The following is an 11,389-nucleotide window of genomic DNA, read 5'->3' as shown; positions in this document are numbered from 1 at the left end:
GGATCGGGCCGGTGCCGACATCCAGGCTAACAAACAGATCCCATAAGGCCATTCCCGTAGCGAGAGTTCATCTTCCGTACGGGTCAGTCACGCAGCAGGTCCGGCACCCCGTCCGGGTCCGGCTCGTCCCGCTCGCCCGAGACCACCGTCAGCTGCTGCGTCGCCCGGGTCAGCGCCACGTACAGCACCCGTAGACCTGCGGGGCTCTCGTCGGCGATCTCCGCGGGCGAGACGACGACCGTCGCGTCGTACTCCAGGCCCTTGGCCTCCAGGCTGCCGAGCGCCACCACCCGGTCGCCGAGCCCGTCGAGCCAGCGGGTCGCCTCCTGGCGCCGGTTCATCGCGACGACGACGCCGACCGTGCCGTCGACGAGGCCGAGCAGCCGGGCGGCCTCGTCGCGCACCGTCTGCGCCGTCGACTCCCGCACGACCGCGAAGCGCGGCTCGACGCCCGTGGAGCGGACGGCCGAGGGGGCCTCGGAGCCGGGCATCGCGAGCGCGAGCACCTTCGAGGCCAGTTCGGCGATCTCCGCCGGGTTGCGGTAGTTCACCGTGAGGGTGAAGCGGCGGCGCGGACGGGTGCCCAGGGCCTCGTCGCGCGCCCCGGCCGCCTCGTCCGGGTCGGACCAGGACGACTGGGCCGGGTCGCCGACCACCGTCCAGGTCGCGTGCCGGCCGCGGCGTCCGACCATCCGCCACTGCATCGGCGTGAGGTCCTGCGCCTCGTCGACGATGACGTGCGCGTACTCGGTCCGCTCCTGGGCGAGCCGCTCGGCGCGCTCGCGCTGTGTCTCCTCGCGTACGGGCATCAGCTCCTCGAGCCCGGTCAGCTGGTCGAGCGGGTCCAGCTCGCGCTTCTTCTTCGGGCGGGCCGGCAGACCGAGGATGGCCTGCAGTTCGTCGAGCATCGCCACATCGTGCACGGACAGCCCGTCCCGCCTCAGGGAGCGGGCGACCCTGCGCACCTCGCCGGGGTTGAGGATGCGCCGCGCCCAGCGGCCCAGCTGCCTCTCGTCGGCCATCGCGTCCAGCACGGCCCGCGGGGCCAGCTCGGGCCACCAGGCGTCCAGGAACGTGATGAAGGAGTCCTCGGAGGCGATGTCCTCGTCGAAGGAGGAGCGCAGCTCGGCGGCCAGCTCGGGGTCGGTGTACCGGGTCGCTGCGCCGGAGCGGGCCCACAGGGCGTCCAGCAGAAGCTTCCGGGCGCGCGGGCGCAGCAGGTTCACCGGAGCGGTGCCGCTCAGGGCGCCCTGCCGGATGCGCTGCAGTTCACCGGCCTCCAGTTCGAGGCGGCGGCCGAAGGCCACGACCCGCAGCAGGGTCGGCGCACCGTTCGTTTCCAGCGCCCCGCGCGCGGCCTTCCGCAGCACCTTGAGCATGCGGTACGAGCCCTTGGCGCGGGCCACGGACGGAGAGTCGTACAGCGTGGCCTCGGCGCCGTCGACGAGCGAGCCGATGGCCCGGATGGCGACCTGGCCCTCCTCGCCGAGCGAGGGCAGCACACCCTCGGTGTACGCGACCAGCAGGGGGGTGGGCGAGACGATCAGGATGCCGCCCGCGTATCTGCGCCGGTCCTGGTAGAGGAGGTAGGCGGCCCGGTGCAGGGCGACGGCCGTCTTGCCGGTGCCGGGGCCGCCCTCGACGTACGTCACGGAGGCGGCGGGGGCGCGGATGACCATGTCCTGCTCGGCCTGGATCGAGGCCACGATGTCCCGCATGGTGTGCGTGCGGGCCTGGCCGAGGGCCGCCATCAGGGCGCCGTCGCCGATCACGGGCAGCTCGTGGCCGTCGAGGCTCGCCTTCAGCTCGGGGCGCATCAGGTCGTCCTCGACGCCGAGCACCTTGCGGCCCTTGGAGCGGATGACCCGGCGCCGGACGACCCGTCCGGGGTCGACCGGCGTGGAGCGGTAGAAGGGGGCCGCGGCGGGCGCCCTCCAGTCGATGACCAGCGGCGCGTACTCCTCGTCGAGTACGCCGATGCGGCCGATGTGCAGGGTCTCGGCGATGTCGGCCGTGTTGTCGGGGCGCACCGCGCCATCGGCGGGCTCGACCGCCGTGTAGGCCCCGTCCGGACCCTTCTTGCCGTCCTTGCCGAGCAGCAGGTCGATGCGGCCGAAGAGGAAGTCCTCGAACTCGTTGTTGAGCCGGTTGAGGTGGACGCCTGCCTGGAAGACCTGCGCGTCCCGCTCGGCGAGGGCCCCGGGCGTGCCGACGTGGCCCCGCTTGGCGGCGTCGTTCATCAGGAATTCCGCCTCGTGGATCTTCTCCTCGAGGCGCCGGTACACCCGGTCCAGGTGTTCCTGTTCGACGCTGATCTCCCGGTCGCGGAGCGAATCGTGCGCGGACTTGCCGACCGTGACGAGCGCGGTTTCCTGTTGAACCTGAGCGGCCACCGGGCCCCCTTCTGACGTGCTGGGCAGCCGTCTACCGTACGCGAACGGGGCCCGAAGAGGCTACGGCCTGCTCCGGACCCCTGCACGCGTCGGCCCGCGGCGTCGTACTGCGTACGCCGCGGGAGGTGCTCAGGCGGATGCGCGAACGCCTACGCGTTCACCTCCACCAGCCGCTTTCCGTCGAACGTCATGACCTCGAAGTGGTCGATCTGGTTCGGCGTGAAGGCGGCCCCGCCGTGCACGTAGAGCGGGTACTTCGCCTGCTCCGTCTTGGCGTTCGCGATGCCGTAGCCCCACTTGGGGACGGACCACGAGGTGACCGTCTCGCGCTCGCCGTTCTTGCCGACGGCGATCAGGGAGCACTTGAGCGGGCCCTTGACGTTCTTCAGCTGGAGAACGGCGTGCGTGCCCCAGGCCCTGGTCTCCATCGCGACCACGGCGTTGACCTTGGTGTTCGGGTCGGTCGCCGAGACCTTGTCGGTGATGACCTGGAAGGCCTCCTGGGCGGGGCCCATGGCCATCGGGTCGGTGGCACCGCTGTCGCTGCCGCCGTTCACCGCCATCACGGTGAGCGGACCGCCGATGATCAGCGCCGCCGCGGCCGCCACGAGGTAGAAGCCGCGCCGGCGCTTCTGGGCGCGCCGCTCGGAGACCTCGTCGACCAGCCGCTCGACCAGCCGTGGGCTGGGTTTCGCGGACAGGGATTCGCCGATGGCCGGGGTGCCCTGGCTGCCGGGCAGGTCCGCGAGCGCGGCCAGCATCGGCTCCATGCCCGCGAGGTCGTCCAGCTGCTGGGCGCACCAGTCGCAGGTGGCGAGGTGTGCTTCGAAGGCCGTCGCCTCGGCGTCGTCCAGGATCCCGAGGGCGTAGGCGCCGACGGTCTCATGGATGTCGCCCTGGCCCTGGGGACCTTGTGGACCTCTCACGGCTCCCGGGCCGCCCGTGCCGAATCCCCCGTACACATTGCTCATGCCGTCACCCCCCGCTCCTCCAGTGCCAGCTTCATGGACCGCAGGGCGTAGAACACCCTGGAGCGCACCGTCCCACTGGGGATGCCGAGCGTTTCGGCCGCCTCGTTGACCGTACGCCCTTTGAAGTACGTTTCGACCAAGACTTCCCTGTGAGCCGGGGTCAGGTCGTCCAGCGCGTCCGACAGTGTCATCAGCCACAACGCCTTGTCGATCTCGTCCTCCGCGGGTATGACCTCCAGCGGCGACGGGTCCACCTCCTGCGGCCGGGCCTGCCGGCTGCGGTGGCCGTCTATGACGATGCGCCGGGCGACCGTCACCAGCCAGGGGCGTACCGAACCGGTCGCTCGATTGAGCTGACCGGCATTCTTCCAGGCACGGATGAGCGTTTCCTGCACGACGTCCTCGGCGCGCTGCCGGTCGCCGGCGACCAGGCGCAGCACATAGGCGAGCAGGGGTCCCGCGTGTTCCCGATACAGAGCACGCATCAGCTCCTCGTCGGGCTCGGTCGACGAGGACGCCGAGGACGCCGAGGACGAGGTCATGCGATGTCGGGCCCTTGGCCTTCGTTCATCAGCCACGGCGGAATCCTTGCGCACGCCTACCTCCGGTGTCCGGGGGTTCCCCCAGTCGGTCGCTCACATCCGGGTACGCAGAGCGGGGCCGTGGTGTTCAAAGTGACAGCACAAATTTCTGGGACGAGGTGTGGAAAGCCACCCTACTGGGCACCCATTTCCCCCCAAGGGGACATACGACCGCCCCCGCCGGGAGACACAGGTCACATCGGCCGGAGACTTCACTCCCAGGCCGGGCTTGATCATCGTGTGAAAATTTGGCTCGACTTCGATGGAGAAATTGTCGAGAACCGAGTCCTGACCTCACAGCGGGAGAAGGCCGTCGATGCTCGGCCGCACCCACGGGACCCGGCTCAGCCCCCGGCAGGGCTACGCGCGAGCCAGAGCGGCCCGGCGGCGGTGGCGGGCGACCCGTTCCCGGTTGCCGCACACCTCGCTCGAGCACCAGCGGCGACGACGGCCCCGGGACGTGTCCAGGTAGACGATGGGGCAGTTGTCGCCCGCGCACTGCCGCAGGCTCGCCCGCGCTCCCGGGTCCGTCAGCAGCTCGATCGCCTCACGGGCCACCGCGGCCAGCAGTTCCTCGCACCCCGGCAGCGCGCGCAGCCGCCGCACCAGCACGCCCTCCTCCGTACGCACGGCACACGGCGCGGGCGGCGCCCCTCGCGCCACCGCGTTGACCCACGCCAACGCCCCGTCGGCCGGGCGTCCGTCCAGCTCCCCCCGCACCAACTGCCCGACCTGACCACGCAGTTCGCGAAAGCCCGACAGCCACCTCGCATCCGCCCCCGCCAGCGGCGTGCCCGCCGGCACCAGCCCGGCCCCGATGATCCACGCCCGCAGCCGCGCCACCGAGTCGAGCCGTTCCTCGGGGTGCGTCGTCGCCAGCAGGTCCAGGCAGATCCGCCCGGAGTCGAACCGCAGCTCGTACGGGGCCGTGGCCGTGCCGGATGCCATGTGCCTGTCACCGCCTTGGAGTTGCCGCCGTGAGCGGCGGCCGGTGGGGTCCGCCGAGGGGACGTGTCCGCGTAAGAGTGCCTGGGTGCCGTACCGGAGTACCGGAGTTCGTACCCCCGTTCGTACCCACTACAGTGCCCGCCCGCACCCGCCCCGGGAAGGCCCCGTACGTCCCGCCTCCACCGTGGACGCCCCCTTATGCGGATGCGCGTCTCGATGATGTCCCCGGCGCCCCGGGCCCGGTTGACTCCCGGCCATGACATCCGACACACGTCGGCAGGACCCCGGCCGCCGCACCGCCGACGGCGTCCTCGGCGCGGCGACCGTCGCCACGGGCCTGATCGCCGGCACCTTCTACGTCTTCGCCTGCGCCGTGATGCCCGCCCTCGCCCGCAGCGACGACCGCGTCTACATCGAGGTCATGGGGAACATCAACGACGTCATCCACAACCCGGTGTTTCTCCTGGTCTTCCTCGGCTCACCCCTGCTCGCGGCCGTCTCCGCCCGGCAGTCGCGGACGGCGCCGTACCGGCGGTGGATCCACGCCGGCCTCGCCGCCTGCGCGCTCGCCTTCCTTGTCACGGTCGTCGCGAACATCCCGCTCAACGACGAGCTCGCCGCGGCCGGCACCCCGGCCCGGATCGCCGATCCGGCCGCCGTGCGCGACCACTTCGAGCGCGCCTGGGTCACCTGGAACGTCGTACGGGCCCTGCTGTCCACCCTTGCCCTGGCCTGCCTCTGCCGCGCGCTGCTCCTGCGCGGCAGGACGGCTCAGACATCGGCGTACTTGGACTCCGCCACCGGGTCGAGCGCGAGCCGGTAGCCGCGCTTGACCACCGTCTGGATCAACCTCGGCGCTCCCAGGGCCGTACGCAGCCGGGCCATCGCCGTCTCCACGGCGTGCTCGTCGCGCCCGGCACCCGGCAGCGCCCGCAGCAGCTCGGCCCGGGCGACCACCCAGCCCGGCCGCCGGCACAGGGCGCGCAGCAGGGACATGCCGGCAGGCGGGACGGGCCGCAGCGTCCCGTCCACCATCACCGCGTGCCCGCGGATCTCCACCCGGTGGCCCGCGATGGGCAGCGTACGGGCCCGGCCGGGCAGTTCCTGGCACAGCAGCTGGACGAGCGGACCGAGCCGGAAGCGTTCGGGCTGGATCGTGTCGAGGCCGCGGGCCTGGAGCGGCAGCGCGGTAACCGGTCCGACGCAGGCGGGCAGCACGTCGTGGTGGAGTGCGGCGAGCAGCTCGGGCAGCAGCCCGCGCTGCTCGGCGCGGGAGAGCAGGGACGCGGCGGCGGGCGCGCTGGTGAAGGTGAGCGCGTCCAGGCCGCGGGTGATGGTCGCGTCCAGAAGCCGGTCGACGGGCGCGATGTCCTCCGGCGGCATCCACCGGTACACGGGCACCCCGACGACCTCGGCGCCCCCTTCCCGCAGCGCCTCCACGAAGCCGGGCAGCGGCTCGCCGTGCAACTGAACCGCGATACGGCGGCCGTCGACGCCTTCGTCCAGGAGCCGGTCGAGGACCTCGGCCATGGACTCGGAGGTGGGCGACCACTCCTCGGTCAGCCCGGCGGCCCGTATGGCGCCCTTCACCTTGGGCCCGCGCGCGAGCAGTTCCACCCCGCGCAGCCGGGCGAGCAGGTCCTCGCCGAACCCCCAGCCGTCGGCGGCCTCGACCCAGCCGCGGAAGCCGATCGCGGTGGTGGCGACCACGACGTCCGGCGCCTGGTCGATCAGCTCCTTGGTGGCGGCGAGCAGTTCGCCGTCGTCGGCGAGCGGCACGATGCGCAGGGCAGGGGCGTGCAGCACGGCCGCGCCGCGCCGCTGGAGCAGGGCGCCCAGCTCGTCGGCCCGCCGCGCGGCCGTCACGCCCACGGTGAACCCCGCGAGCGGGCCGTGTTCTGGTCGCTGCTGATTGTCGTACATGGCTCTCGTCCCGCACTTCAGTCGGCATACCGGGCGTACGCGTCGGACCTACATGCCGATCGAGCCTGTCAACGGCGCATGACAGGCTCGGTTCGGCTTGATGTCGCTGGTGTTACGTCACACCTCGGCGTAGCTGAGCTGGGGCTTCGCCTCCGAGGCGGCGGCTTTGGCCTGAGTTTCGGCGGCCGGGCGGCGAAGGTATACGGCCCAGGTGACCACGAAGGCGACGCCGTAGAAGGCGAGGAAGACGACGAACGCGCCCGTGCCGGAGCCGTAGGAGAGGAACGACTGCCGGAAGGCGAGGTTGATGCCGACGCCGCCGAGGGCGCCCACGGCCCCGATGAGTCCCATGGAAGCACCGGAGAGCCGACGCCCGTAGGAAGCGGCCTCGTCCCCGGTGAGCCCCCTGGCGACGGCCTTGGTCTGGAAGATGCCCGGGATCATCTTGTACGTCGACCCGTTGCCGAGCCCGCTGAGCACGAACAGCACCACGAAGACGGCCACGAACAGCGGCAGCGACTTCTCCATGCTGGCCAGTACCAGGACCGCGGTCGCGGCGGCCATGGCGACGAAGTTCCACAGGGTGATCTTCGCGCCGCCGTACCGGTCGGCGAGCCGGCCGCCGATGGGACGGATGAGGGAGCCGAGGAGCGGGCCGATGAAGGTGAGGTACGCGGCCTGCAGCGGCGTACGCCCGAACTGGTTCTGCAGCACCTGCCCGAAGGCGAAGCTGTAGCCGATGAAGGACCCGAAGGTGCCGACGTACAGGAAGGACATGATCCAGGTGTGGGCGTCCTTCGCGGCGTCCTTGGCGGCGCCCGTGTCGTTCTTCACGGAGGCGATGTTGTCCATGAAGAGGGCGGCGAGGACGGCGGCGACGACGATGAGCGGGATGTAGATCCCGAGCAGCACCCGGGGCCCGCCGCTCGCACCGATGATCGCGAGCGCGACGAGCTGGATGACCGGCACGCCGATGTTGCCGCCGCCGGCGTTGAGCCCGAGGGCCCAGCCCTTCTTCCGCAGCGGGAAGAAGGCGTTGATGTTGGTCATGGAGGAGGCGAAGTTGCCGCCGCCGATGCCGGCCAGCAGGCCGATCCACAGGAAGGTGGAGAAGGAGGTGCCCGGCTCCATGACGGTGAAGGCGGCGATCGTCGGGATCAGCAGGAGACTGGCCGAGATGATCGTCCAGTTCCGGCCGCCGAAGACGGCGACCGCGAAGGTGTAGGGCACGCGGACGACGGCCCCCACGAGCGTGACCATCGACGTGAGCATGAACTTGTCGGCGGGGGTCAGCCCGTACTCGGGGCCCATGAACAGGACGAGCACGGACCACAGGGTCCAGATCGAGAACCCGATGTGCTCGGAGAGGACGGAGAAGACGAGGTTGCGCCGGGCGACCTTCTCCCCGGTCTCGTTCCAGAACGTCTCGTCCTCCGGATCCCAGTGCTCGATCCAGCGGCTTCCCCTGCTCGGTGCGGGGGCTGTGCTCGGGGCTGTCATGACGCCTCCACGGTGCTCCGGTGCCCAGGTGTCGTACGCGGTGATGACTCCCGAAGGTAGAAAGGACGCGTTTCCGCCCTGTGGCTGCGAATGACCGGAAGGGAACTTTGCTCTCACGCAGCGCGCGGGGGCGCGGTGAGGGAAAGGGCCGCCGGGGTGGACGGGCCGGCCGAGGAGACGTGACGCCGCAGGCCCCGAGGGGAGTGTGACGACAGGACTCAGCTCGCCGTAGGCGACAGCCCGCCGGAAGCCTCCGGCCCGTCCAGGGGCGCGGGTACCGGCGCCGTGGTGGCCCGGGGGATCAGATGGGTGGGCAGGATGATGTGCCGCCTGTGGTCCGCATCGGAGTCGTTGATGAGTTCCAGGGCCAGTTCGCCTGCGATACGGCCCATGTCCGACGGTGCCTGGGCGACCGTGGACAGGTTCGCCCACTCGGCCGTCTGGTGGTCGTCGAAGCCGATGACGGACATCCGCTCGGGCACCTGGATCTGCGCCCTGCGCAAGGTCGTGATGAAGACGGCCAGCTCGTCGTGCTCGGCCAAGACCGCGGTGGGCGGCTCCCGCAGACTCAGCAGCCTTCCGACCCCCTTGCTGACCGGACAGCCCTGGCTCGGCCTGGCGTCGTGCTCACCGCTCCCCCATGACGAGTGCGTCCGCGGCCGGGAGCCATCCGTCGTCCGGCGGGGTCAACCACCCTGCGCTCTCCCCCAGTTCGACCGCCGCCCGGCGAAGCGCATCAATCCCGGGGTGCGCCGACCCCTTCCGCCACACCAGCGACACGGGTGACAGAGGCACCGGGTCGACCAACGGCCGCAGGACGGTGCGCGGCATGGCGGGGAAGTCCACCACGGCGAGGACCGGGTGTCCCGTCTTCGCCATGATCCGCTGGAACTCCTCCGCTCCGACCGCGAGCGGTGCGGGTGGGGCCACCTCTATGTCCCGGTCCTCGAAGAGGCGGCACGCGAGGTCGGTCCACTCCGGTGTCCGGGGGTTTCCGGCGCCCGCGTACACCGTCTCGCCGGACAGTTCGGACAGCGGCACCTCGAGCCGGGACGCCAGGCGGTGGTTCTCGGGCAGGACGATCGCCATCCGCTCGTACCGCACCGGCTGCTGGCCCAGCCGCGCCCGCACCGCCGGGTCGAGCCCGGCGAACCGGCCGAACGACGCGTCCAGACGCCCCGCGAGGATCTCCGCCGCGGCCCCGGTCAGACCGCTTTCGTAGCGGGCCATCAGCTCGACGTCCGGGACGAGTTCGCGGGCGCGGTCGAGGACGCGAGTGCCGAACAGGCCCGGGCTGTTGACGTCCACCAGCAGCGGCCCCTCGGGCTCGCCGCCCCGTCCGAACGCGGCGAGCAGCGCGCTCTGTGCCTCCAGGACCTGGCGGGCGTACGGCAGCAGGAGCGCGCCGTCCGGAGTCAGGGCCACCTGCCGGGTGGTACGGACGAACAGCTCCGCGCCCAACTCCCGTTCCAGCCGGCGGATGTCGCGGCTGAGCGCCTGCTGGGCCACGTACAGCCGGGCCGCGGCGCGGGTGAAGTGCAATTCCTCGGCGACGGCCAGGAAGGCGCGCAGCAGGCGGGTGTCGACAGTGGCGGGGGGCATTCGCCCGAACTTACAACCCGTGTGCGTCAATCGCCATGGAGTAAGTGTTGGACCGCGGGTCGGGGCGCGGGCGACGGTTGGTCCATGCCGCAACCGTCCTCCCGTAGAGCGCCCGTGCTCACCGTCACCCAGGACACCCTGGTCGCCGCCGACTTCACCCCGCGCCGCCGGGCGACTGCCCCCTCCCGGAACCCGTATCGCCGTCTCTTCACCCTTCCCGGCACGCTCGGCTTCACGATCGGGAACCTCATCGCCCGCCTTCCGGTGGGCATGTTCAGCGTCAGCGCGGTGATCATGATCGCCGGCTCCCGGGGGTCGTACGCGCTCGCCGGCGCCGTCACCGCCACCGGCCTGATCGCATCGGCCGTCGTCGCACCCTGGATCGCGCGCCTCATCGACCGCCACGGCCAGGCCCGGGTCGCGCTGCCGGCGACGGCGTTCGCCCTGCTCGGCGGCCTGGCCCTGCTGCTGTGCGTGCACTACGACGCCCCCGACTGGACCCTCTTCGCCGCCTACGCCACCACGGCCACGACCCCCAACATCGGCGGCATGTCCCGCGCCCGCTGGGCCCACCTCCACCGGAGCGACCCGGAGTCCCTGCACACCGCGAACTCCTTCGAACAGGCCGCGGACGAGCTGTGTTTCATGCTCGGGCCGGTCCTCGCCGTCTTCCTCTGCGGGACCCTGTTCCCGGAGGCCGGCGCGCTGACCGGGGGGATCCTGCTGCTGGCGGGCATGCTTCTGTTCACGGCCCAGCGCGCGACGGAACCACCACCGAGCCGGCGGACGACGACGGCCCCGCCGCTCCGCGCCCCCGGTATGCCCCCACTCCTCATCAGCCTCCTGGCCACCGGCGCGGTCTTCGGCTCGATGGAGGTCGTCACCATCGCTTTCACGGACGCACAGGGTCACAGGTCGGCCGCGGGTGTCGTCCTCGCACTGCAGGCGGCCGGGTCGTGCCTCGCGGGGCTGCTGTACGGCGCGCTGAAGCCGGCCGGACCCGCCGAACGCCGCTACCCCTGGTGCCTGGCGGCCATGACGGCCCTGATGACCCTGCCCCTGCTCGCGGCACGCACCGCCGGATCCCTCACCGCCCTCGCCCTCGCCCTGCTCCTCGCGGGCATGGCGACGGCCCCCACGATGATCACCGCGATGACCCTGGTCCAGCGGCGCACCCCGGAGGGCCGGTTGAACGAGGGCATGACCCTCGCCGTCACCGGCCTGATGGGCGGCATCGCCTGCGGCTCCGCCACCGGCGGCTGGGCGGCGGAACACCTTTCACCGACCGCCGGCTTCACCGCGCCGACGGCCGCCGCGGCCCTGGCCCTGCTGATCGCGACCGGCCACGCCGTCCACGCCCGTCGCACGCGACGAACCCGATCGGCGAGCGGCACGAATCTCCGCTGATTCGTGCGCACCCATTGACGCGCCCACAGCCCCCACATACCTTCCACCGTCGAAGCGCTTCGAC

At 71.6% G+C, this 11,389-nt stretch carries 10 protein-coding genes; 2 read left to right on the top strand and 8 right to left on the bottom strand.

Translation table 11 applies throughout. The annotated features are described in order from the left end of the window. Positions 1–83: 83 nt before the first annotated feature. The 4 genes from ACZ3TS_RS15440 to ACZ3TS_RS15425 form a co-directional block, all read right to left on the bottom strand. Positions 84–2,393, bottom strand: a complete 2,310-nt coding sequence (locus tag ACZ3TS_RS15440; RefSeq protein WP_467617898.1) for a HelD family protein — start codon at positions 2,391–2,393, stop codon at positions 84–86. Positions 2,394–2,542: 149 nt separating this feature from the next. Next, the gene (locus tag ACZ3TS_RS15435) at positions 2,543–3,364 is read right to left on the bottom strand and encodes an anti-sigma factor family protein (RefSeq protein ID WP_467617896.1); all 822 of its coding nucleotides are present in this window, start codon (positions 3,362–3,364) and stop codon (positions 2,543–2,545) included. After that, entirely contained in the window at positions 3,361–3,906 is a 546-nt protein-coding gene (locus tag ACZ3TS_RS15430) for a sigma-70 family RNA polymerase sigma factor (RefSeq protein WP_467617894.1), read from the bottom strand. Before ACZ3TS_RS15430 ends, ACZ3TS_RS15435 begins: the two co-directional genes overlap by 4 nt. A gap of 399 nt (positions 3,907–4,305) precedes the next feature. After that, positions 4,306–4,893 carry a CGNR zinc finger domain-containing protein gene (locus ACZ3TS_RS15425; protein ID WP_467617891.1) on the bottom strand — a complete coding sequence of 196 codons (588 nt, stop codon included), beginning with the start codon at positions 4,891–4,893 and terminating at the stop codon, positions 4,306–4,308. A gap of 256 nt (positions 4,894–5,149) precedes the next feature. Here ACZ3TS_RS15425 and ACZ3TS_RS15420 point away from each other — a divergent pair, with 256 nt between their 5' ends. Beyond that, positions 5,150–5,716 carry an anthrone oxygenase family protein gene (locus ACZ3TS_RS15420; protein ID WP_467617889.1) on the top strand — a complete coding sequence of 189 codons (567 nt, stop codon included), beginning with the start codon at positions 5,150–5,152 and terminating at the stop codon, positions 5,714–5,716. Here the strand turns inward: ACZ3TS_RS15420 and ACZ3TS_RS15415 are convergent. The 4 genes from ACZ3TS_RS15415 to ACZ3TS_RS15400 all read right to left on the bottom strand — a co-directional run bounded on the left by ACZ3TS_RS15415 (position 5,665) and on the right by ACZ3TS_RS15400 (position 9,918). Beyond that, complete coding sequence (locus ACZ3TS_RS15415) at positions 5,665–6,816, bottom strand: uroporphyrinogen-III synthase (protein WP_467617887.1); 1,152 nt, start codon at positions 6,814–6,816, stop codon at positions 5,665–5,667. The two genes, ACZ3TS_RS15420 and ACZ3TS_RS15415, sit on opposite strands and share 52 nt — an antisense overlap. A 117-nt stretch (positions 6,817–6,933) precedes the next feature. Continuing rightward, positions 6,934–8,316, bottom strand: coding sequence for a nitrate/nitrite transporter (locus ACZ3TS_RS15410; RefSeq protein ID WP_467617885.1), 1,383 nt, complete (start codon positions 8,314–8,316; stop codon positions 6,934–6,936). A gap of 218 nt (positions 8,317–8,534) precedes the next feature. After that, positions 8,535–8,882: a substrate-binding domain-containing protein gene (locus tag ACZ3TS_RS15405; RefSeq protein ID WP_467618027.1), complete on the bottom strand. Its 348-nt coding sequence runs from the start codon at positions 8,880–8,882 to the stop codon at positions 8,535–8,537. Between the two features lie 61 nt (positions 8,883–8,943). Then, positions 8,944–9,918: a LysR family transcriptional regulator gene (locus ACZ3TS_RS15400; RefSeq protein WP_467617883.1), complete on the bottom strand. Its 975-nt coding sequence runs from the start codon at positions 9,916–9,918 to the stop codon at positions 8,944–8,946. Positions 9,919–10,002: 84 nt separating this feature from the next. On the opposite strand from ACZ3TS_RS15400, the gene ACZ3TS_RS15395 reads away from it, so the two are divergent. After that, complete coding sequence (locus ACZ3TS_RS15395) at positions 10,003–11,325, top strand: MFS transporter (protein ID WP_467617880.1); 1,323 nt, start codon at positions 10,003–10,005, stop codon at positions 11,323–11,325. Positions 11,326–11,389 lie beyond the last annotated feature (64 nt).

Source organism: Streptomyces sp. NPDC022910, from assembly GCF_055561075.1.
This window is presented reverse-complemented; position numbering and strand designations above follow the sequence as displayed.

What these genes read in the sequence shown, in the direction of transcription:
- ACZ3TS_RS15410 (WP_467617885.1), bottom strand. Translation starts at nt 8,316, where the DNA reads ATGACAGCCCCGAGCACAGCCCCCGCACCGAGCAGGGGAAGCCGCTGG.
- ACZ3TS_RS15430 (WP_467617894.1), bottom strand. Translation starts at nt 3,906, where the DNA reads ATGACCTCGTCCTCGGCGTCCTCGGCGTCCTCGTCGACCGAGCCCGAC.
- ACZ3TS_RS15435 (WP_467617896.1), bottom strand. Translation starts at nt 3,364, where the DNA reads ATGAGCAATGTGTACGGGGGATTCGGCACGGGCGGCCCGGGAGCCGTG.
- ACZ3TS_RS15400 (WP_467617883.1), bottom strand. Translation starts at nt 9,918, where the DNA reads ATGCCCCCCGCCACTGTCGACACCCGCCTGCTGCGCGCCTTCCTGGCC.
- ACZ3TS_RS15415 (WP_467617887.1), bottom strand. Translation starts at nt 6,816, where the DNA reads ATGTACGACAATCAGCAGCGACCAGAACACGGCCCGCTCGCGGGGTTC.
- ACZ3TS_RS15420 (WP_467617889.1), top strand. Translation starts at nt 5,150, where the DNA reads ATGACATCCGACACACGTCGGCAGGACCCCGGCCGCCGCACCGCCGAC.
- ACZ3TS_RS15425 (WP_467617891.1), bottom strand. Translation starts at nt 4,893, where the DNA reads ATGGCATCCGGCACGGCCACGGCCCCGTACGAGCTGCGGTTCGACTCC.
- ACZ3TS_RS15395 (WP_467617880.1), top strand. Translation starts at nt 10,003, where the DNA reads ATGCCGCAACCGTCCTCCCGTAGAGCGCCCGTGCTCACCGTCACCCAG.